The 19,467-nt window shown below is 69.0% G+C and carries 20 protein-coding genes; 9 read left to right on the top strand and 11 right to left on the bottom strand.

Annotated elements, in window-relative coordinates:
* Positions 1–57: 57 nt before the first annotated feature.
* Positions 58–402 (top strand): endonuclease domain-containing protein, encoded by a 345-nt coding sequence (locus ABQJ56_RS08335; RefSeq protein WP_367844542.1) that lies wholly within the window; start codon positions 58–60, stop codon positions 400–402.
* A 169-nt stretch (positions 403–571) separates the two neighbouring features.
* Here ABQJ56_RS08335 and ABQJ56_RS08330 read toward each other — a convergent pair whose 3' ends face one another.
* The 6 genes from ABQJ56_RS08330 to miaB all read right to left on the bottom strand — a co-directional run bounded on the left by ABQJ56_RS08330 (position 572) and on the right by miaB (position 6,962).
* Positions 572–1,588, bottom strand: a complete 1,017-nt coding sequence (locus tag ABQJ56_RS08330) for a magnesium and cobalt transport protein CorA (RefSeq protein ID WP_367844541.1) — start codon at positions 1,586–1,588, stop codon at positions 572–574.
* 46 nt (positions 1,589–1,634) lie between these two features.
* Positions 1,635–2,882, bottom strand: coding sequence for a lipoprotein N-acyltransferase Lnb domain-containing protein (locus ABQJ56_RS08325; RefSeq protein WP_367844540.1), 1,248 nt, complete (start codon positions 2,880–2,882; stop codon positions 1,635–1,637).
* 114 nt (positions 2,883–2,996) lie between these two features.
* Positions 2,997–3,842 (bottom strand): CorC family transporter, encoded by an 846-nt coding sequence (locus ABQJ56_RS08320; protein WP_367844539.1) that lies wholly within the window; start codon positions 3,840–3,842, stop codon positions 2,997–2,999.
* A 101-nt stretch (positions 3,843–3,943) separates the two neighbouring features.
* Positions 3,944–4,387 (bottom strand): rRNA maturation RNase YbeY, encoded by a 444-nt coding sequence (gene ybeY / locus ABQJ56_RS08315; protein WP_367844538.1) that lies wholly within the window; start codon positions 4,385–4,387, stop codon positions 3,944–3,946.
* Positions 4,388–4,503: 116 nt separating this feature from the next.
* Positions 4,504–5,487: a PhoH family protein gene (locus ABQJ56_RS08310; protein ID WP_367844537.1), complete on the bottom strand. Its 984-nt coding sequence runs from the start codon at positions 5,485–5,487 to the stop codon at positions 4,504–4,506.
* A 131-nt stretch (positions 5,488–5,618) separates the two neighbouring features.
* Positions 5,619–6,962 carry a tRNA (N6-isopentenyl adenosine(37)-C2)-methylthiotransferase MiaB gene (gene miaB, locus ABQJ56_RS08305; RefSeq protein WP_367844536.1) on the bottom strand — a complete coding sequence of 448 codons (1,344 nt, stop codon included), beginning with the start codon at positions 6,960–6,962 and terminating at the stop codon, positions 5,619–5,621.
* A 194-nt stretch (positions 6,963–7,156) separates the two neighbouring features.
* Between miaB and ABQJ56_RS08300 the strand changes: the two genes are divergently transcribed.
* On the top strand, positions 7,157–8,281 hold the full coding sequence (locus ABQJ56_RS08300; protein ID WP_367844535.1) for a lytic transglycosylase domain-containing protein: 1,125 nt from the start codon (positions 7,157–7,159) through the stop codon (positions 8,279–8,281).
* A gap of 60 nt (positions 8,282–8,341) precedes the next feature.
* On the opposite strand, the gene ABQJ56_RS08295 is transcribed toward ABQJ56_RS08300, so the two are convergent.
* Positions 8,342–9,505, bottom strand: a complete 1,164-nt coding sequence (locus ABQJ56_RS08295; protein ID WP_367844534.1) for a S1C family serine protease — start codon at positions 9,503–9,505, stop codon at positions 8,342–8,344.
* 185 nt (positions 9,506–9,690) lie between these two features.
* Here ABQJ56_RS08295 and petA point away from each other — a divergent pair, with 185 nt between their 5' ends.
* The 5 genes from petA to ABQJ56_RS08270 all read left to right on the top strand — a co-directional run bounded on the left by petA (position 9,691) and on the right by ABQJ56_RS08270 (position 13,487).
* Positions 9,691–10,296, top strand: a complete 606-nt coding sequence (gene petA / locus ABQJ56_RS08290) for a ubiquinol-cytochrome c reductase iron-sulfur subunit (RefSeq protein WP_367844533.1) — start codon at positions 9,691–9,693, stop codon at positions 10,294–10,296.
* The gene (locus tag ABQJ56_RS08285; RefSeq protein ID WP_367844532.1) at positions 10,296–11,597 is read left to right on the top strand and encodes a cytochrome b; all 1,302 of its coding nucleotides are present in this window, start codon (positions 10,296–10,298) and stop codon (positions 11,595–11,597) included. Before petA ends, ABQJ56_RS08285 begins: the two co-directional genes overlap by 1 nt.
* A gap of 13 nt (positions 11,598–11,610) precedes the next feature.
* Positions 11,611–12,342 carry a cytochrome c1 gene (locus tag ABQJ56_RS08280; RefSeq protein ID WP_367844531.1) on the top strand — a complete coding sequence of 244 codons (732 nt, stop codon included), beginning with the start codon at positions 11,611–11,613 and terminating at the stop codon, positions 12,340–12,342.
* A 75-nt stretch (positions 12,343–12,417) separates the two neighbouring features.
* Positions 12,418–13,041, top strand: coding sequence for a glutathione S-transferase N-terminal domain-containing protein (locus tag ABQJ56_RS08275; protein WP_367844530.1), 624 nt, complete (start codon positions 12,418–12,420; stop codon positions 13,039–13,041).
* Positions 13,041–13,487, top strand: a complete 447-nt coding sequence (locus ABQJ56_RS08270) for a ClpXP protease specificity-enhancing factor (protein ID WP_367844529.1) — start codon at positions 13,041–13,043, stop codon at positions 13,485–13,487. The genes ABQJ56_RS08275 and ABQJ56_RS08270 overlap by 1 nt, the downstream gene beginning before the upstream one ends.
* A 27-nt stretch (positions 13,488–13,514) precedes the next feature.
* Here ABQJ56_RS08270 and ABQJ56_RS08265 read toward each other — a convergent pair whose 3' ends face one another.
* The 4 genes from ABQJ56_RS08265 to ABQJ56_RS08250 form a co-directional block, all read right to left on the bottom strand.
* A complete protein-coding gene (locus tag ABQJ56_RS08265) occupies positions 13,515–13,985 on the bottom strand; it encodes a DUF3301 domain-containing protein (RefSeq protein WP_367844528.1) in 471 nt (156 codons plus the stop codon).
* A gap of 116 nt (positions 13,986–14,101) precedes the next feature.
* On the bottom strand, positions 14,102–14,959 hold the full coding sequence (gene nadC / locus ABQJ56_RS08260; protein WP_367844527.1) for a carboxylating nicotinate-nucleotide diphosphorylase: 858 nt from the start codon (positions 14,957–14,959) through the stop codon (positions 14,102–14,104).
* Positions 14,956–17,220, bottom strand: coding sequence for a DUF1631 domain-containing protein (locus tag ABQJ56_RS08255; protein ID WP_367844526.1), 2,265 nt, complete (start codon positions 17,218–17,220; stop codon positions 14,956–14,958). Before ABQJ56_RS08255 ends, nadC begins: the two co-directional genes overlap by 4 nt.
* Before the next feature lie 88 nt (positions 17,221–17,308).
* Positions 17,309–17,581 carry a Trm112 family protein gene (locus tag ABQJ56_RS08250; protein ID WP_367844525.1) on the bottom strand — a complete coding sequence of 91 codons (273 nt, stop codon included), beginning with the start codon at positions 17,579–17,581 and terminating at the stop codon, positions 17,309–17,311.
* 61 nt (positions 17,582–17,642) lie between these two features.
* On the opposite strand from ABQJ56_RS08250, the gene purE reads away from it, so the two are divergent.
* Together purE and ABQJ56_RS08240 are read left to right on the top strand one after the other, a co-directional pair.
* A complete protein-coding gene (purE, locus tag ABQJ56_RS08245) occupies positions 17,643–18,146 on the top strand; it encodes a 5-(carboxyamino)imidazole ribonucleotide mutase (RefSeq protein WP_367844524.1) in 504 nt (167 codons plus the stop codon).
* On the top strand, positions 18,143–19,300 hold the full coding sequence (locus ABQJ56_RS08240; RefSeq protein ID WP_367844523.1) for a 5-(carboxyamino)imidazole ribonucleotide synthase: 1,158 nt from the start codon (positions 18,143–18,145) through the stop codon (positions 19,298–19,300). Before purE ends, ABQJ56_RS08240 begins: the two co-directional genes overlap by 4 nt.
* Positions 19,301–19,467: the final 167 nt, after the last annotated feature.

Here is a 19,467-nt window from a genome sequence, read left to right as displayed (position 1 = left end):
GCAGGGGGAGGGCGGGAGGGGGTAAAGCTTCTCGCTCGCCCATGGCAAGGACTGCCCATGCAACGGAAATGGGAACGTGCACGCCAGCTGCGCAATGCCGCCACCGACGCCGAACGGCACCTATGGCGCCATCTACGTGGCGAGCAGCTCGCTGGCCTCAAATTTCGCCGGCAATATCCGCTCGCGGGCTACATCGTGGATTTCGCCTGCATCCCGGCCCGGCTCGTGCTGGAGCTGGATGGCGGGCAGCATCTCGACGCGGTGGGCTACGACGCGGAGCGCACGCGTGCCATCGAGGCATCGGGCTATCGCGTGCTGCGCTTCTGGAATGACGACGTGTTGCTGCGCACGGATGCCGTACTGGAGGAGGTGTGGCGATATCTGGAGTCGCGGGAAGAGTGAAGAGCGCCCTTCTCCCCACCCTCCCCTGCAAGCGGGAGAGGGAGCGAGAGCACTGTTCCTGCAGGCAGGAAGGGGTCGGCCGCGTGGTGTTGTTGCTTCGCTTTTCCTCGCATGAGGCTTCGCGCCTCTCCTCCCCCTGCTTGCAGGGGAGGCCGGACGAGTGGCACCCCTACAACCACTTGGCCCGCTTCAACCCGATATAGATGCCACCCACCACGCAAACCACCACGCCGATGATGAGTGGGTAGCTCCATGGCTTGTCCAGCTCGGGCATGTGCTGGAAGTTCATGCCGTACCAGCTGGTGATGAGGGTGGGGGCGGCGAGCATCGCGGCCCAGCCGGCGAGTTTCTTCATCACCTCGTTCTGGCCGAAGGTGACCAGGGAGAGGTTCACGTTGATCGCCGCGGTGAGCATTTCACGCATGGCGTTGATGGTGTCGTTGACGCGCGTCACGTGGTCGTGCACGTCGCGGAAGTAGAGCCGCAGCTCGTCCGGGATCAGCTGCGGGTGCAGCCGCACGAGCTGGCTGATCACGTCCTGCAGCGGCGACACCGCGAGGCGCAGCGTCATCAGGTCGCGCTGCATGTCGTACAGCCGGCGCACCGTGTCGCGGTTGAAGCTGGCGGCGAAGATGTCCTGCTCCAGGTTCTGCAGCTCCTCGCGGAAGTCGCGCACGATCGGCAGCAGGTTGTCGACGATGAAGTCGAGCACGGCATACAGGCCGTAGCTCGGCCCCAGCGAGAGCAGGTTGGGCGAGTGTTCGCAGCTGCGCCGCGCCGGCGCGTACGAGAGCGAGGCGCCGTGGCGCACGGTGACCAGGTAGCGCGGGCCGAGGAAGATGTGCGTCTCGCCGAACGCGATGTGGCCGCCGTCCAGCTGGGCGGTCTGCACCACGATGAACAGCGAATTGCCGTATGACTCGATCTTGGTGCGCTGGTGGGCGGTACCTTGCGCGTCCTCGATGGCGAGGTCGTGCAGCCCGAATTCCTCCTGCAGTTTCAGCAGCAGGGCGGCATCCGGTTCGTGCAGGCCGACCCAGACGAAGGTGTCCGGTTCCTTGAGCACGTCGCTGATCGCATCGATGCCCACGTCGCCGATGCGCCTGCCGTCGCTGCGGTAGGCGACGCAGTTGACCACCATGGCGGAGTCGGAGGGTGCGGGCACGGCGGACGTCGACGCGATCATGCCTGCATGATGCCGTGCCGGTCGATGCCGGGCAATGAACGAACCCTCATCCCCGGGCTGAAGCCGCTCCGGCGAATGAAGCTGGAGGAGCCGCCTGCCGCAAGCTCCACGCCAATGCCAGCCACACCGGCAGCGCGAACAGGATCCACGGCTGGTTCTGCTGCACGGTGCCGGGGAGCAGGTGCAGCAGCACGGCGGCCAGCGCGGCGAGCAGTTGCAGCACCACCACCCCATTGGCGAAACGCGTGGGCGCAAGGCCGCGACGCGCGCGCCATGACGTGCGCAGCAGCAGGAAGGCGAGCGGGCTGAACAGCAGCAGGTTGGCGTTGGCCCACGCGGAGTGGTGGCTGGTGAGCGTCCACAGCACCAGCAGCAGCAGGCCGGCGAGTCCGGCGGCGATCAGGTACAGCGTTGCCAACAGGGCGTGGACGCGTCGCGCACGGCGCGCGGTCGCCACGAGCAGGAGGGCGAAGGCGAGCCCGGCCGCGCCCAGCGGCCGGCGCAGATCCGGCGCCTGCGCCGGTGGCACCGACAGGCGGTTGGGCGAGAGCAGTTGTTCGTCCTGTACCAGCGGCTGCGTGCCGCCGTGGCCGTCGGGCACGCGGATGCGGCGCAGGTTCGCCTGCAGCTCGTAGGGCAGGAAGCTTTCGCTCCAGGCATTCATCGGCTGGTCGGCGTAGGGGCCGAGACCGAGGTCGAGCAGCAGCATCAGCCAGGGTTGCGCGCTCATCAGGCGGTCGGTCTGCTGGCGGTAGCTCATGCCGCCGGCCTGCGCGGCGAGATGCGCCTTGATGATGCCGCCCAACGCCTTGTCCAGCGCGTCGCGCACGCGGGTGGTGCAGTTGTCGACGTAGTAGTCGTAGTTGTAGCCGGCGTTCTCGGGGCGCAGGTTCCAGAACAGGAAATCGCGCAGCGCGGCGGCCTGTGCGGGCGTGAGCGCGAGGCGCTGGCGGGTGATCGAGCGGCCCACCTGCACGTAGTAGCCCTCCTCGTCGCCGGTGGGCTCGGCGTCCATCAGGTAGTGCATGCGGCCGCGTGCGAAGTTGAGGAAGAAATTCTTCTCGTTGAAGTCGAACACGCCGTAGTTGAAGTTCACCGCCTCGCCGCTGACGGTATCGCGCAGTTCCAGTGCGTCGTGGCCGAAGCGTTCCCAGTAGACGTCGCCCGGGCCGTAGGTGACCAGTGCGACTTCCAGGTTTGCGCCGGGGGCATTGGCGACGCTGGCGTGGGCGTGCGGCATTACGCACGCCAGCAGCACGGTCAGTGACAGAAAAATGCGTAGGATCGGGCGCATGGGGTAATCCGGCTGTCCGGCAGGAGCGGCTTCAGCCGCGATGCCTTTTGCGTGGTGGTGCAAGGGACGAGAGCATCGCGGCTGAAGCCGCTCCTGCGGGCCGCGCCGCCATTCTCAGGCTTCGCGGCGCGTCACGCGGAACTGCTGCACGCGGCGGTCGTCGGCTTCGGTGACGTGGAACAGGAATTCGCCGGCGCCGGCTTCCTCGCCTGCCTCGGGCAGGTGGCCGAACTCGGCGGTGATCAGGCCGCCGATGGTGTCGAATTCCTCGTCGGGGAACGCCGCGCCCACTTCCTCGTTGAAGTCCTCGATCGGGGTGAGCGCGCTGACCAGCCACGAGCCATCGGCCTGGGCGTGGATCAGCGCCGGCTCCTCCTCGTCGTCGTGCTCGTCGTCGATCTCGCCGACGATCTGCTCCAGCACGTCCTCGATGGTGATCAGGCCGGCCACGCCGCCGTACTCGTCCACCACCAGCGCCATGTGGTTGCGGCTGCGGCGGAACTCGGCCAGCAGCACGTTGAGGCGCATCGATTCGGGGATCAGCACGGCGGGCCGCAGGATCGCGCGGATGTCGAAGTCGGCGCCGTTGCCGAAGTATTTCAGCAGGTCCTTGGCCAGCAGGATGCCGAGGATCTCGTCCTTGTCCTCGCCGTGCACGGGGAAGCGCGAGTGGCCGGATTCGACCACCGCCGCGAGGATGTCCTGGAGCGGCGCGTCGGCGGCGATCATCACGATCTGCACGCGCGGCACCATCACGTCGTCCACGCTCAGTTCGGTGACCTTGAGCGCGCCTTCCAGCATGGGCAGGGTGTCGGCGCCGAGCAGGCCGTTGACCTGGGCGGTGCGCAGCTCGTCGATTAGTTCCGCGCGGTTGCGCGGCTCGCCGGAAAACAGGTGGCCCAGTCGATCCCACCAGGTGCGATGGGCCGGGCCGCTGGTACTGCCGGGGTCGTCGTTCATTACTCGGGTTGCAACTGCCCGGGGGCGGGCGGGAGCACGAGTCTAGCGGAAAACCCGTGACGATTCAGGGCACAAGGTCTTGCGGCGGAGTTGCACCCGGCCTACGCGTAGGGATCGGCAATGCCCAATCCGGCGAGGATGCGCGTCTCCAGCGCCTCCATCGTCTCGGCCTCCGCTTCCACGACGTGGTCGTAGCCGAGCAGGTGCAGCGTGCCGTGCACCGTGAGGTGCGCCCAGTGGTCGCGCACGCGCTTGCCCTGCTCGGCCGCTTCGCGTGCCACCACGGGGGCGCAGATCACCATGTCGCCGATCAGCGGGAGCTTCACGCCGGGCGGCAGCTCGGCCTCGAAGGACAACACGTTGGTGGCGTAGTCCTTGCCGCGGTAGTCGCGGTTGAGCGCGCGGCCCTCGGCGGCGCCGACGATGCGGATGGAAAGCTCGGTGGCCTTGCGCCGCTTCGCCCCGTGCAGCGCGGCTTCGACCCAGCGGCGGAAGCTGATGGATGCGGGAATGCCGACGCGCGGCACCGCGTAGCCCACGTGCACTACCGCCTGCTCTTGTAGGAGCGGCTTCAGCCGCGATGCCCTGGTTCCGTGGTCGTCGCGGCAGAGCATCGCGGCTGAAGCCGCTCCTACGGCCGGTTTCCCGGGGCGGCGAGGGGTCACTTGGTGGCCTCGTCTTGCTGCTCGAACGCTTCGTAGGCGCGCACGATCTTCGCCACCAGCGGATGGCGCACCACGTCGCGCGAGGTGAAGAAGGTGAAGCTGATGCCGTCCACGCCGCGCAGCACTTCCACCGCGTGGCGCAGGCCGGAGCGGATGTTGCGCGGCAGGTCGACCTGGCTGACGTCGCCGGTGATCACCGCCACCGAGCCGAAGCCGATGCGGGTGAGGAACATCTTCATCTGCTCGACGGTGGTGTTCTGCGCCTCGTCGAGGATCACGTAGGAATCGTTGAGCGTGCGGCCGCGCATGTAGGCGAGCGGCGCGATCTCGATCACGTTGCGCTCGATCAGCTTGGCGACCTTCTCGAAGCCGAGCATCTCGTACAGCGCGTCGTACAGCGGGCGCAGGTAGGGGTCGACCTTCTGGCTGAGATCGCCGGGCAGGAAGCCCAGCTTCTCGCCGGCCTCGACGGCAGGGCGCACCAGCAGCAGGCGCTGCACGCGGTTCGCCTCCAGCGCCTCCACCGCGCTGGCTACGGCGAGGTAGGTCTTGCCGGTGCCGGCGGGGCCCACGCCGAAGTTGATGTCGTGGCGCGCGATGGCGTGCAGGTAGCGCGCCTGGTTCGCGCCGCGGCCCTTGATCACGCCGCGCTTGACCTTGATGGCGACTTCCTGCGCGCCTTCGCCGGCGTCGTCGGCCAGCACGTCCACGCCGGATTCGGCCAGGTGCAGGTTGATCTTCGCGCCGCTCAGGGTTTCGTTCTCGGTGACGGCGTACAGCGCGCGCAGCACCTTCTCGGCCGTGCGCACGGAGGCTTCCTCGCCGATCGCCTTGAACAGGTTGCCGCGGTGGTCGATCTCCACGCCCAGGCGCAGCTCGATCTGGCGCAGGTGCTCGTCGAACGGGCCGCACAGGCTGGCGAGCCGGGCGTTGTCTTCCGGGTCGAGGGCGAAATCGCGTTCGGTGGGGCCTGGGGTCATGCTTCTTGGCTTCCTCTCCCCTCCGGGGAGAGGATTGAGGTGAGGGGATGGTCTTGCGAAAAGCTGTGGAGCGTGCGGCCAGGTTGGCCCCTCACCCCGGCCCTCTCCCCGGAGGGGAGAGGGAGTAAATCTCAGGCGGCTTCCTCGGCCAGCGCGTGCACGCGCCCGCGCAGCGAGTTGGCCATGGCGTCGGTGATCAGCACGTCGACGAAGCGGCCGATCATGCGCGCGTCGCCGGGGAAGTTCACGTAGCGCATGTTCTCGGTGCGGCCGGCGAGTTCGTGCGGGTTCTTGGTGCTCGGCTTTTCCACCAGCACGCGCTGCACGGTGCCGACCATCGCCTCGTTGATCTTCTTCGCGTTGGCGTTGATCGCGGCCTGCAGGCGTTCCAGCCGCTGGTGCTTCACCGCCATCGGCGTGTCGTCGGCGAGGCTGGCGGCGGGCGTGCCGGGGCGCGCGGAGAAGATGAAGCTGAAGCTCTGGTCGAAGCCGACGTCGTCGATCAGCTGCATGGTCTTCCCGAAGTCCTCGTCGGTCTCGCCGGGGAAGCCCACGATGAAGTCCGAGCTGATGCAGATGTCCGGGCGCACGGCGCGCAGCTTGCGGATCTTCTGCTTGAACTCCAGCGCGGTGTAGCCGCGCTTCATCGCCGCGAGGATGCGATCCGAGCCGGCCTGCACCGGCAGGTGCAGGAAGTTGGCGAGCTTGGGCACGCTGGCGTAGGCCTCGACCAGCGAGTCGGAGAACTCCAGCGGGTGCGAGGTGGTGAAGCGGATGCGGCCGATGCCCTCGATCTGCGCGATGGCGTGGATCAGCACGGCGAGGTCGGCGATGCCGCCGTCGTGCATGGGGCCGCGGTAGGCGTTGACGTTCTGGCCCAGCAGGTTCACCTCGCGCACGCCCTGTTCGGCGAGCCGCGCCACTTCCACCAGCACGTCGTCGAACGGGCGGCTGATCTCGGTGCCGCGGGTGTAGGGCACCACGCAGTAGCTGCAGTACTTGGAGCAGCCTTCCATGATCGAGACGAAGGCGGTGGGGCCTTCGGCGCGCGGCTCGGGCAGACGGTCGAACTTCTCGATCTCGGGGAAGGAGATGTCCACCTGCGGCTTGCCGGTCTCGCGCTTGGCCTCGATCAGCTCGGGCAGCCGGTGCAGGGTCTGCGGGCCGAACACCAGGTCGACGAACGGCGCGCGCTTGATGATCGCCTCGCCTTCCTGCGAGGCCACGCAGCCGCCCACGCCGATCAGCACCGGCTTGCCGCCCTGCTTGAACTCCTTCCAGCGGCCGAGCTGGCTGAACACCTTCTCCTGCGCCTTCTCGCGGATCGAGCAGGTGTTGATCAGGATCACGTCCGCCTCGGTCTCGTCCTGGGTCAGCTCCAGGCCGTGCGAAGCCTTCAGCACGTCGGCCATCTTGGCCGAGTCGTACTCGTTCATCTGGCAGCCGTGGGTCTTGATGAAGAGTTTGCCGCTCATGGGTGCTGGATACCGTGGTTGCGCGAAGCGCGGCGCGGATGGCGCCGAACCGCGTAGTTTACGCCGACGCACCGACCGCTGCCAGCAAGCATGCCTGGCGGATCAGGCACTTGGGGGCGCCTCCGGGCGTGCATGCCGCACGAAACGGCGCGCCCGCTCTTGGCGCGGGAGTCGCGCGACGGCACACTGCCGCCATGTCCAGTGCCGTACGCCACGGGGGGAGTGCCGGCCGGCCCATCGCAGGCTCCCCGCCATCCCGCACGATCCCGCGGCGGATCGCGCTGGGCTGTGCCTTGCTGGCAGGGGCGCTGTGGCTGCCTGCGGCACATGCGGGCAACCTGTATCGCTGCACCGGCGCGAATGGCGAGGCGGTGTTCACCGGCAGCCCCGCGGGCTACCACGCCTGCCGCAAACTGGGCAGCTACGGTGCGCCGGCGCGGCGCGTGCCCGCGGCCTCGTTGCAGCATTTGCAAGGCGCAGTCGTGGGTACCCGGCCGCAGGCCGACGCCGCGCGGACCGCGCTGGTGGCGGTGCGGGGCAGCGTGCTGAGCAGCGCGAAACTGCTGCCAGCCGACCCGTTGCCACCGGCCGCGGCGACTCCTGCAGCCGTGGCGGCGGCGACCGTGCCGGCGGCCTTGCGCGGGCACTGGACCTACCAGCAGTCGAGCGGCGGCGCGGGTGTGTTGCCCGACCTGCCGCCCGCCACGACGCCGGGTGACCGCGTGCTGCGCGGCGCGGTGTACCGCATCGTGCGCGCCGACGGCAGCGTGGAATACACCAACATCCGCCCGGCCGGGCGCAACGCGCATGCGGCGACGATGCTGTTCAGCTACATCGCCACCTGCTTCGCCTGCAACCTGCACTCGACGATCCACTGGGGCAGCGTGCCGCTCAACCTCACCGCCTATGCCGACGCGATCCGCACGGCCAGCGTGGAGTACGGCGTGGACGAGGCTTTCCTGCGCGCGATCATCCACGCCGAGAGCGCGTTCAATCCGCGCGCGCTGTCGCTCAAGGGCGCGCAGGGGCTGATGCAGCTGATGCCGGGCACCGCCGGCGACATGGGCGTGCTGGACGCGTTCGACACCGGCCAGAACATCCGCGGCGGCGCGCGCTACCTCAGCCTGCTGCTGCACGTCTTCGGCGGCAACGAGCACCTGGCCGCCGCCGCCTACAACGCCGGTCCCGGCGCGGTGCAGCGCTACAACGGCGTGCCGCCGTACGCGGAGACCCAGGTCTACGTGCAGCGCGTGGACACCTTGCGCAAGCGCTACGAGGCGGCGCTGCACCCGCCGCTGGCGTCGGCGCGGCGCGGGTAGGGTTTAGCGTAGGAGCGGCTTCAGCCGCGATTCGTCGGCCGGTCGCGGCTGAAGCCGCTCCTACCCGTTGCCGGCTGTGGCGTCCACGTTCATCGGCGGGCGTTCGGTCAGCGTGGCCGTGACGTGGAACGGGCTGCCGTTGCGCAGGCCGGAGAGCTCCACCGTGGTGCCGGGCCTGATCGCCGCTTCGCGCCGGCGCAGGTCGGACGGGTCGCGGATGTCGTCGCTGCCGATGCGCAGCAGGATGTCGCGCGGCTGGATGCCGGCCAGCGCGGCGGGGCTGCCGGGGTAGACGTCGGTGACCTGGGCGCCGCGCGCCGCCGCGGGCAGGCCGCTGTTGGCGGCCACCGGCACGAAGCTGTAGTCCGCGCCCAGCCAGCCGCGCACCACGTGGCCGGTGGCGACGATCTGGTCGAGCACCCGCTTGGCGGTGCCTGCCGGGATCGCGAAGCCGATGCCCTCGGCATTGGCGGCCTTGCCGATCAGCGCCGTGTTGATGCCCACCAGCTGGCCCTCGGCGTTGACCAGCGCGCCGCCGGAGTTGCCGAGGTTGATCGCCGCGTCGGTCTGGATGAAGTCCTCGGCACTGGAGGGGTTCAACTGGCGACCCACCGCGCTGACGATGCCCATGGTCACGGTCTGGTTGAGGCCCAGCGGGTTGCCGATCGCCAGCACCACGTCGCCGGGGCGCGGCTTCGCGTCGGCGAGCCGGATCACCGGCAGGTTGCCGGCCTCGATCTTCAGCACGGCCAGGTCGGTCTCCTCGTCCGAGCCGACCACGGTGGCCCTGGCCACGCGGCCGTCGTACAGCAGCACCTGGATGTCGGTGGCGTGCGCGATCACGTGGTAGTTGGTGAGCACGTAGCCCTGCGCGCTGACAATCACGCCCGAGCCCAGGGTCTGCTCCTTGCGCGCGTAGGTGGTGAGCGTGCCGCCGAGCAACTGTTGCAGGATGGGGTTGTCGTACATCTTGATCGCCCGCTCGTTGACGATCTTGTCGGCGTAGATGTTCACCACCGACGGCGCCGCGGCGGCGACCGCATCGGCGTAGGAGGCAGGGGCACCGACTGTCGGTGCACCTGCGGCCGGCACCGCAGGCAGTCCCAGCCTGGCGCGCAGCCGTTCGCCGCTGGCGGGCCAGAACAGGCCGATCACGAACGCTGCCGCGAGTCCGATGACGACACAGCGGGCAAGGAAGGCGAGCGTGCCGGCGGCATGTTTCATGTCGTGCTGCAATCCGTGACGGGCGGGCAAACGGTAGGGTAGGCTGGCGACAGGGAGCGTCGATACGCCGCGGCACTTTTATTGTACGGTGTAGGGGCTGACGTTAGACTAACGCGATTTTCAGGGGTTCCAAATCTTTGCTGGGGCGAAAGCCCTTCCTGACGCATCAAGTACCGGAGAGCCTGATGGCGAACGAAGTCGTCGATCATGGCCGCCGCCGGTTTCTCACGACGGCCACCTCGGTGGTTGGTGGTGTGGGAATCGTCTCGGCGGCCGTGCCCTTCATCAAGTCGTGGGAACCCAGCGCGCGCGCCAAGGCCGCCGGAGCACCGGTCACCCAATCCCTCAAGAAGATCGAACCCGGCCAGCAGCTGATCGTCGGCTGGCGCAGCCTGCCGGTGTTCATCGTCAACCGCACGCCGGCGCAGCTGGCGGCGCTGCCGAAGCAGGATCCGCGCCTCGTCGACCCGAAGTCCGACGGCGCCTCCGCCGCCCAGCAGCCGAAGTACGCACAGAACGAGACGCGCTCCATCAAGCCCGAGTGGCTGGTGATGGTCGGCATCTGCACCCACCTGGGCTGCGTGCCGAACTATGTGGGCGAGATCAAGCCCGAGCCGTTCGACCCGAACTGGCAGGGCGGCTACTACTGCCCCTGCCACCATTCGCGCTACGACATGGCCGGCCGCGTGTACCAGGGCGTGCCGGCACCGAAGAACATGGAGATCCCGCCGTACCACTTCATTGACGACACGACCGTGCAGATCGGCGTGGATCCGCAGGGGGCCGCGTGATGGCGAACGTATTCTCGAGCATCGGCGACTGGGTCAACGAGCGCGCGCCGGGCCTCGCGCCCGTGTACCGCAAGCACATGACGGAGTACTACGCGCCGAAGAACTTCAACCTCTGGTACTACTTCGGTTCGCTGGCGCTGCTGGTGCTGGTCAACCAGATCGTCACCGGCATCTTCCTCACGATGAACTACAACCCGAGCGCGGCGGGAGCGTTCGACTCGGTGCAGTACATCATGCGCGACGTGGAGTGGGGCTGGCTGATCCGCTACATGCACTCCACCGGTGCCTCGCTGTTCTTCGTGGTGGTGTTCCTGCACATGTTCCGCGGCATCATGTACGGCTCGTACAAGAAGCCGCGCGAGCTGGTGTGGCTGCTCGGCATGCTGATCTTCCTGGTGCTGATGGCCGAGGCCTTCATGGGCTACGTGCTGCCGTGGGGCAACATGTCGTTCTGGGGCGCCAAGGTGATCGTGTCGCTGTTCGGCACCATCCCGGTGATCGGCAGCCACCTGGTCGAGTGGATCATGGGCGACTTCCTGCCCGCCGACGCCACGTTGAACCGCTTCTTCGCACTGCACGTGATCGCGCTGCCGATCGTGCTGCTGCTGCTGGTGGTGCTGCACCTGGCCGCGCTGCACGAGGTGGGCTCGAACAACCCCGACGGCGTCGACGTCAAGCACGGCCCCAGGGGCAACCGCTGGAGCCCGACGGCGCCGGTCGACGGCATCCCGTTCCACCCGTACTACACGGTGAAGGACCTGGCCGGGGTGGGCTTCTTCCTGATCGTGGCGGCCTTCATCATCTTCTTCGCGCCGACTTTCGGCGGCTGGTTCCTCGAACACGACAACTCGATCGCCGCGAACAACCTGATCACCCCGGCGGAGATCAAGCCGGTGTGGTACTTCACCCCGTTCTACGCGATCGTGCGCATGATCCCGTCGTTCGCGGGCACCGCCGTGTGGGGCGTGCTGGCGATGTTCGGCGCGATCGCGGTGCTGTTCCTGCTGCCGTGGCTCGACCGCGGCCAGGTCAAGTCGATCCGCTACCGCGGCACCGGCTACAAGGTGGCGCTGACGCTGTTCGTGATCGCGTTCTTCGGCCTCGGCGCGGTGGGCGCGGGCATCACCGCGGAGGTGATCCCGGCCTGGTTCGGCAATGTCGACCTGACCGTCTGGGAGAACGCGTTCGGCCGCACGATGACGCTGGTCTACTTCGGCTTCTTCGCGTTCCTGTGGGCCTATACCTATTTCGGCTGGGAAAAGACCAAGCCGGTTCCGGATCGGGTGACGATGCATGACTAAGCCGACGCTCTTGATGAAACGGATCCTTCCCGCGGTCGCGCTGACCCTGGGCCTGCTGCTCGCCGGTCAGCCCGCGGCGCGGGCCGAGGACGGCGGCCAGTTGATGGCATCGGGCTCCAACGTGCGCGACCAGGCCTCGTTGCAGCGCGGCGCCAAGCTGTTCTTCAACTACTGCGTGGGCTGCCACTCGCTGAAGTACATGCGCTACTCGCGCATCGCCGACGACCTCGGGCTCACCGAGCAGCAGGTGATGCAGAACCTCGACTTCACCGGCGCCAGGTTCGACGACCCGGTGATCTCGCACATGCCGGCGGAGGACGCGACGAAGTGGTTCGGCAAGGATCCGCCGGACCTGTCGCTGGAAGTGAGCGCGAAGACCGCCGACTGGGTCTACACCTACCTCAACACCTTCTACCTCGACCCGAAGAGCCCGATCGGCTGGAACAACACCACGCTGCCGAACGCGGCGATGCCGTTCCCGCTGTGGGAGCTGCAGGGCCAGCAGGCCGCGGTGACGAAGCCCGGCAGCGACGCGGTGGAGAAGCTCGAGCTGGCCCATCCCGGCAAGCTGACCCCGGCGCAGTACCAGCAGGCGACGCGTGACCTGGTGAATTTCCTGGAGTACGTTTCGGAACCGGCGGCCCTGCAGCGGCATCATTACGGCGTCTGGGTGCTGCTGTTCCTGGCGCTGTTCACCCTGCTGGCCTATTTCCTCAAGAAGGAATACTGGAAAGACGTCCACTGAGCCCGGGGGAAATACCCATCGGATGCGGCGGCCCCGGCCGCCGCATCCGTGCAACCGCAACAGGGAATATCGCGCATGGTTCCAAGCGCCCGCTCGCGTACCGCACTCACCCTCTACACCACGGCCGACGACATCCAGTGTCACCGTGCCCGCCTGGTGCTGGCCGCCAAGGGCGTCGGCTACGAGAGGGTGCTGGTGGACCCGGGCAAGCCGCCGGAGGATCTGCTCGACCTCAATCCCTACGGCACCACGCCCACCCTGGTCGACCGCGACCTGACCCTGTACGACGCCAGCGTGGTGTGCGAATACCTCGATGAGCGCTACCCGCATCCGCCGCTGATGCCGATCGATCCGTTGTCACGCGCGCGCCTGCGCGTGGCCGCGGTGCGCATCGAAAAGGACTGGCTGACCGAGGTCGACACCATCTGCGCCGGCGGCCGTTCCGCCGAGCCGGCGCGCAAGCGCCTGCGCGCCCACCTGCTGGCCGCACTGCCGCTGTTCAAGGCCGCGAAATTCTTCCTCAACCCCGAGATGAGCCTGGCCGATTGCCTGGTGGCGCCGGTGGTGTGGCGGCTGCCGTGGCTGGGCGTGGACCTGGGCCGCGAGGGCAAGCCCATCGTCGATTACGGCGAGCGGCTCTTCCACAGCCAGGGTTTTGCGCGCAGCATGACCGAGCAAGAAAAGGCCATGCGACCCTGATGAGCGAAGCGACCCACCCGATGAGCTCCAACCGCCCGTACCTGCTGCGGGCGATCTATGACTGGATCAGCGACAACGGCCTGACCCCGTACCTGCTGATCGACGCCTCCGGCGAAGGCGTGCGCGTGCCGCCGCAGGTCATCAAGAACGGCCAGGTGGTGTTGAATATCGCGATGCGTGCGGTGGCGAACCTGGAACTGGGCAACGACTGGATCGGTTTCTCCGCGCGCTTCTCCGGCGTCAGCCACGTGGTGCGCATCCCGGTCGGCTCGGTACTGGCGCTGTACGCCCAGGAGAACGGGCAGGGCATGATGTTCCCGGCCGAGGAGGAAGGCGGCGACACGCCGCCGCCCGCGCCCGCGCCGGACGAGCCGCCGTCCGGCCAGGGCAGCGCCGGCGACGACAAGCCGAAGCGTGGCGCCCCGTTCCTGCGAGTCATCAAGTAGGAACGGCTTCAGCCGCGACAGCTGTCGTCAATGCAGCGTGTCGCCGCCGCCGGAACGCCGGCGCGGCCGCAGCGGTATCACGTTGCCGCCGGGCGCGGCTTCGTCATGGCGATCGGCCCCCGACTCGGTCGGTGCGTGCCGTGATTCCATGCCGGTGATCCGATCCTGCGCCGGGGACTCCGATGGGGTGAGCACGACCGTGGGCAGGCGCAGTTCGCTCATCGCGTCGCCCAGCATCCACAGCGATCCCTGCTCGCGGTCGGCGCCGTCGATGCTCACCTCGAAGCCGTAGCAGCGCTCCAGCCGGCGCTGGCCGGCCACGCGACGCAGGCGCAGCGCACGCAGGCCCACGGTTTCGTCCAGCAACTGCAGGCCATGGCGCTCGCACTGCTGCCGCGCCTCGGCGCCCGCGCGTTCGCGCGCCGCGCTCAGCTTCAGCCACAGCCCGACCGCGACGATCAGCGCCAGCAGTACCAGGAGGTCGTCCACGTTGTCCATGCCTGCAGTGTGTGGGCGGGTGGGGTGGCGCGCAAGCCGCAGGAGCGGGCGCAGGGGCGGCTTCAGCCGCGATTCCACTCCGACGGTCGCGGCTGAAGCCGCTCCTGCAGCTGTCTTCAGCCCAGCCGCAGGCGCAGCGACAGGTCGACCGCGTGGACGTGCTTGGTCAGCGCCCCCACCGAGACGTAGTCGACGCCGGTGCGGGCGTATTCGCCGATGGTGTCCAGGTCGACGTTGCCGGACACCTCCAGCGGCACGCGCCCGGCGGTGAGTTGCACGGCTTCGCGCATCAGCGGCACGGTGAAGTTGTCGAGCATGATGCGGTCGACGCCGGCGGCGAGCGCCTGTTGCAGCTCGTCCAGGTTTTCCACCTCGACCTCAAGCAGCAGGCTGGGGTGCAGGCGGCGGGCCGCCATCACTGCCGCGGCGATGCCGCCGGCGGCGATGATGTGGTTCTCCTTGACCAGGATCGCGTCGTACAGGCCGATGCGGTGGTTGTGGCCGCCGCCGCAGCGCACCGCGTACTTCTGCGCCAGGCGCAGGCCGGGCACGGTCTTGCGGGTGTCGAGCACGCGCGTGCCGGTGCCGGCCACCGCGGCCACGCAGGCGGCGGTGGCGGTGGCGGTGCCGGACAGCAGCTGCAGGAAGTTCAGCGCCGAGCGTTCGGCGCTCACCAGCGAACGGGCGTGGCCGGCCAGCCGGCAGATCACCGTGCCGGGCGCCACGCGCTCGCCGTCGTGCACCTGCCAGGCGATGCGCACGGCCGGATCCATGCGCCGGAAACAGGCGTCGAACCACGGGATGCCGGCGATCACCGCGTCGTCGCGGCAGGTGAGCGCGGCCTCGGCGCTGGCGTCGGGCGGCAGCAGCTCGGCGGTGGCGTCGCCCTTGCCGAAGTCCTCGGCAAAGGCGCGTTCCACATCGGCGGCGATCAGTTCGGTATCCGGCGGGTCGAACGGGAGCCTGGCATTCATTCGGTGTCGCTGTCCGCGTCCGGGGCGCCGGGCTGGCGCAGGCGGCTGACGATGGCGCTCATAGCGCGGTCGAACAGCGCGTTGGTGGCCAGCACCTGGGCGTGGCCGCCGGCCAGCAGCACGGCCAGTTCCTGCGGCGCGTAATCGGCCACCTTCAGGCCGCGCCGGTTGACGAACAGGTAGCGGCCGCTCATCGGGCTGATCCACGACAGCTTGGCGCGCACCATCGGTTCGTCGGGCAGCTGGAACTCCAGCCAGATGCCGGGCTGCAACGCCTCCACCTGCTGCCACTCGGGACTGTCGGTGGCGACCGGTACGCTTTCCCCGGGCAGCTCGTCCTCTTCTTCGGCGGCCGGCACGACGATGGGCTGGATGCTTTCCGGTATCGCGGCGACGCTGCTGGCGGCGGGCGCGGTGTCGCGCGCCGGCTCGCCCAGTTGCTGGCCGTACCAGTCGCGCAGCTGCGCCAGCAGGCGCTCGATGTCCTGCGGCTGGAAGGCCACGTTGGCCAGGCCGTGGCGCAGCGCGCGCTCGATGCCGGGCAGCAGGTGGCGCAGCTGCTGACGCGCGGTGGCGTCCTGCGGCGGCCGCGTGCTGGCGATGAAGTCGTCCACGAAGCGCAGGCCGTCGCGGAACTCGGCCGAATCCTCGCCCTGGCGCAGCAGCACCAGCACCAGGTGGTTGGCCCAGGCGCGCGCCAGCACTTCGTGCACCAGCGGCGGCAGCTTGCGGCCGTCGATGCGCTCGACGATCTCGCGGGCGGCGCGGCGCCGCGCCTGCTCCAGCTTCTCGCGGCCGCGGGTGGACTCGGCCACGCGCTGCTCGGCCAGTTCGGAGCGGCGCCGGTTGAGTTCGTGGAACTGCTGCAGGTCCTGCAGCAGCCGTTCGAAGATGCCGAGATCGTCGTCGAATTCGTGCAGCAGCTGGTCGACGATGCTCTTGACCTTGTCGTGCAGGCGGCCGTCGCGATCGGATTCCGGCGACCAGCCCTTGGCCTGCTCCGCCAGCGCGTCGAGCAGGCGGCGCGCCGGGTGCTGGCGGTGGGCGAACAGCTTGCGGTCGAGGATGGCCGCCTTGAGATAGGGAATCTGCAGCCGCGCCAGCATCACCTGCATCTCGGCCGGCAGGGTCTGGTCGTCGAGGATGAACTCGAACAGCATGCCGACCAGGTCGATGGTGTCCTCGTCGATGCTGGCGACATGGCTGGGCCGCGCGCCACGCAATGCACCGAGCTGGCCGAGCAGCTGGTCCTTGAGCTGGGCCACCATGTCGCGCTCGAGGTTGCCGGCCTCGGCGGCCATGGACGACACCGGCATGGCGGTGGCGGCGAGCTGGGTCTGCAGCACGCTGAGCGCACCCAGCAGTTCGTTGCTCGAAGGCGGCGGTCCGCCGGCGCCGCCGACCTGGGCATGGGACATGCTGGTGCCGCGCCGCGCGACGAACAGGCTGTGCAGGGTCTGCAGCAACTCGGCGGCAGCGGGGTCGGCGAACTCGTCCGTGCCGACGCTGCCCACGTTGGCGCCAGCGGCTTGCGCCGCCTGCGCGGAGCCATGAGGGGCGGTGGCACCGCGCGGCGCCACCGGGCGCAGCTGCGGCAGTACGCCCGCGCGCGCCAGCTCGGCGTTTGCTTCGGCGTACAGCTCCTCCAGCGTGGACAGCACGTAGCGGTCGAACAGCTTGTAGATGAGGAGCTTCACGCGCATGTCCGCGCCCAGCTCCTTCAGTGCCTGGCGGAAGGCCTGCGACAGCGCAGCCGGGGCGATCGGGTTGCTGGCGTCGTCGACCTTGCGGCCGCCGCAGATCACCGAAAGGCGCTGGTTGGTGGCGAACAGGTCACGCGCCAGCCGGCTCTCGTGCTTGCTGCTCATGCTGGTGATCGCCAGCGACTCTTCCAGTTCGGCGTCGGCCACCAGCGACAGCTCGGCCATCGCCGGCGCGGGCGCGTTGGGTGCGGCCCGCCCGGCCAGTCCGCCCAGTTCCCGGTTGACCGTGGTGAGGAAGTTGCGCTCGACCGCCGGGCGGCGTTTGCGCACTTCGCGCATGCCGTCGAAGTAGTGCGTCTGGGTGGCGTTGTTCTCGGCCTTCTCGGCGAGGTCGAACAGCGCGTCGTCCACATGCTCGAACAGGTGGCCCAGGCATTGCTGTAGCCGCTTGCCGGCGATGCTGCGCACGGCGTTCAGCAGTTCGCCCACGCGCTCGCCCGAAGCGTCGAGGCGGGGTGCAAGGGGCACGATCTTGGGTGGTTCGAAGGCTTCGTTCATGGCCACACCGGGAGGCTGTCTTTGGCGCTGGGACGTCCTGCAGGCGAATTGTCAGTCCGTCAACGAGGGTTCGGGGCGTGGGAACGCTTCAGGGGTTGGCCGGGAAATCGTTCAACTGGGTGGTGCCGATGCCTTCTTCGGGCAGCATCACGGGGATGCCGTCGTCGACACGATAAATCAGTTTGCGGTCGGTGGTGATCAGGCCTTCGGCCAGGCGTTCACGCACGGGGCTGCCGGCCGTCGTGACCACGCCGCCGGCCGCGATGGCACCGTTGAGTGCGTCCATCTCGGCGCGACCGAGCAGGCGCACCGGCGTCTTGTTCACCGGGCAGCACAGGATGTCGAGCAGGCGCTTGTCCATGGGGCAAAATCGTTGCGGGTCCGGAAAGCCCGTACAATAACCACTTTTGGGCGGTCGGACCATGACAGCAACGACGGAAACGCCGCGGGTGGGCGTGGTAATGGGGTCGCGTTCGGACTGGGAAACCATGGAGCACGCCGCCGGGGTGCTGACCGAACTGGGCGTGGCGCACGAGGTGCAGGTGGTGTCCGCCCACCGCACGCCGGACCTGCTGTTCCGTTATGCCGAACAGGCGGCCGATCGCGGCATCCAGGTGATCGTCGCCGGCGCCGGCGGCGCCGCCCACCTGCCGGGCATGCTGGCGGCCAAGACCCGGCTGCCGGTATTCGGCGTGCCGGTGCAGTCCAAGGCGCTGAACGGCATGGATTCCCTGCTTTCCATCGCGCAGATGCCGGCCGGCATCCCGGTGGGCACGCTGGCGATCGGCCGGGCCGGCGCGGTGAACGCGGGCCTGCTCGCGGCGGCCGTGCTGGCGCTGCACGATCCCCGCCTGGCGCAGGCGCTGGAGCACTGGCGCGCGAAGCAGACCCAGGCCGTGCTCGACCAGCCGGACCCACGTGCATGAGCGCGTCGCGGCAGCCCGTGCTCGGCATCCTTGGTGGCGGCCAGCTGGCGCGCATGCTGGCGCTGGCAGCCGCCCCGCTCGGGGTGAACACCCTGGTGGTGGACAGCGCCGCCGATGCCTGTGCCGGCCAGGTGGCGCCGCTGATCAAGGCTGACTGGACCGACTACGCCGCGCTGGAAGACTTCGCGCGCAAGGTCGACGTGGTCACCTTCGATTTCGAGAATGTGCCGGCCGAGACCGCGCAGCGGCTGGCCGGGCGGGCGGCGGTGTTCCCGAACCCGCGCGCGCTGGCGGTGGCGCAGGACCGCCTCGCCGAGAAAACCCTGTTCCGCGAGTGCGGCTTGCGCACACCCGAATTCATGGCGGTGGATACCCGCGCCGGCCTCGACCACGCGCTGGCCGCGGTGGGCGCGCCGGCCATCCTAAAGACGCGGCGGCTGGGCTACGACGGCAAGGGCCAGTTCCGCCTGAAGTCGCTGGGCGACGCCGATGCGGCCTGGGCCGCGCTGGGCGCGCAGGCGGCGAAGCATGGCTTGATCCTGGAAGCCTTCGTGCCGTTCCAGCGCGAGCTGTCGGTGCTGGCCGTGCGCGGTCGCGACGGCGATTTCCGTACCTGGCCGCTGACCCGCAACTGGCACGTGGACGGCGTGCTGTCGATGAGCCTGGCGCCGGCGCCCGACATCGCCGCGCTGCAGCCGCGTGCCACCGCGCTGGCGCGCACGCTGGCCGAACGGCTGGATTACGTGGGCGTGTTCGCGTTGGAACTGTTCGTGCAGGATGGCGAGCTGCTCGGCAACGAGATGGCGCCACGCGTGCACAACTCCGGCCACTGGACCATCGAGGGCGCGCACGCCAGCCAGTTCGAGAACCACGTGCGCGCCGTGCTCGGCCTGCCGCTGGGCGACACCGGCGCACGCGGCTTGTCGGCGATGTTCAACTGGATCGGCGAACTCCCCGATCCGGCGCCCGTGCTGCGCGCGGTCGACGCGCACTGGCACGACTACGGCAAGTCGGCGCGTGCCGGCCGCAAGGTGGGGCATGCCACGGTTTGCGCGCCGGATGCGGCGCAACTGGCGCTGCGGCTGGAGGTGATCGGTCGCGAGTCGGGGCGCGAGACGCAGGTGGCGCCGACGGTGGAAGCGCTGCGCGGGTGAGGCCTGCGACCAGGGATGGGCGCACGTGCGATCGGGCCCGAAGGGCCCGATCGCACGGAGTCTGGCTCGCGTCGCGGGCCAGGCGAGCCGGAAAAGGGCCGGGGCCCTTTTCCGGCATCAGGCAGGGCGCTCTTGCTCTCGATGCATGGATACAAAAAAAGCCGCGG

The organism is Rhodanobacter geophilus (genome assembly GCF_040812275.1).
GTDB classification, from domain to species: domain Bacteria; phylum Pseudomonadota; class Gammaproteobacteria; order Xanthomonadales; family Rhodanobacteraceae; genus Rhodanobacter_A; species Rhodanobacter_A geophilus.
Note: the sequence above shows the minus strand (reverse complement) of the source record. Positions and strands in the feature narration are given on the sequence as shown.

Bases quoted from the DNA above. Each gene is read 5' to 3' on its own strand.
- ABQJ56_RS08335 (WP_367844542.1), top strand. From the start codon at position 58: ATGCAACGGAAATGGGAACGTGCACGCCAGCTGCGCAATGCCGCCACC.
- ABQJ56_RS08330 (WP_367844541.1), bottom strand. From the start codon at position 1,588: ATGATCGCGTCGACGTCCGCCGTGCCCGCACCCTCCGACTCCGCCATG.
- ABQJ56_RS08325 (WP_367844540.1), bottom strand. From the start codon at position 2,882: ATGCGCCCGATCCTACGCATTTTTCTGTCACTGACCGTGCTGCTGGCG.
- ABQJ56_RS08320 (WP_367844539.1), bottom strand. From the start codon at position 3,842: ATGAACGACGACCCCGGCAGTACCAGCGGCCCGGCCCATCGCACCTGG.
- ABQJ56_RS08310 (WP_367844537.1), bottom strand. From the start codon at position 5,487: ATGACCCCAGGCCCCACCGAACGCGATTTCGCCCTCGACCCGGAAGAC.
- miaB (WP_367844536.1), bottom strand. From the start codon at position 6,962: ATGAGCGGCAAACTCTTCATCAAGACCCACGGCTGCCAGATGAACGAG.
- ABQJ56_RS08300 (WP_367844535.1), top strand. From the start codon at position 7,157: ATGTCCAGTGCCGTACGCCACGGGGGGAGTGCCGGCCGGCCCATCGCA.
- ABQJ56_RS08295 (WP_367844534.1), bottom strand. From the start codon at position 9,505: ATGAAACATGCCGCCGGCACGCTCGCCTTCCTTGCCCGCTGTGTCGTC.
- petA (WP_367844533.1), top strand. From the start codon at position 9,691: ATGGCGAACGAAGTCGTCGATCATGGCCGCCGCCGGTTTCTCACGACG.
- ABQJ56_RS08285 (WP_367844532.1), top strand. From the start codon at position 10,296: ATGGCGAACGTATTCTCGAGCATCGGCGACTGGGTCAACGAGCGCGCG.
- ABQJ56_RS08280 (WP_367844531.1), top strand. From the start codon at position 11,611: ATGAAACGGATCCTTCCCGCGGTCGCGCTGACCCTGGGCCTGCTGCTC.
- ABQJ56_RS08275 (WP_367844530.1), top strand. From the start codon at position 12,418: ATGGTTCCAAGCGCCCGCTCGCGTACCGCACTCACCCTCTACACCACG.
- ABQJ56_RS08270 (WP_367844529.1), top strand. From the start codon at position 13,041: ATGAGCGAAGCGACCCACCCGATGAGCTCCAACCGCCCGTACCTGCTG.
- ABQJ56_RS08265 (WP_367844528.1), bottom strand. From the start codon at position 13,985: ATGGACAACGTGGACGACCTCCTGGTACTGCTGGCGCTGATCGTCGCG.
- nadC (WP_367844527.1), bottom strand. From the start codon at position 14,959: ATGAATGCCAGGCTCCCGTTCGACCCGCCGGATACCGAACTGATCGCC.
- ABQJ56_RS08255 (WP_367844526.1), bottom strand. From the start codon at position 17,220: ATGAACGAAGCCTTCGAACCACCCAAGATCGTGCCCCTTGCACCCCGC.
- ABQJ56_RS08250 (WP_367844525.1), bottom strand. From the start codon at position 17,581: ATGGACAAGCGCCTGCTCGACATCCTGTGCTGCCCGGTGAACAAGACG.
- purE (WP_367844524.1), top strand. From the start codon at position 17,643: ATGACAGCAACGACGGAAACGCCGCGGGTGGGCGTGGTAATGGGGTCG.
- ABQJ56_RS08240 (WP_367844523.1), top strand. From the start codon at position 18,143: ATGAGCGCGTCGCGGCAGCCCGTGCTCGGCATCCTTGGTGGCGGCCAG.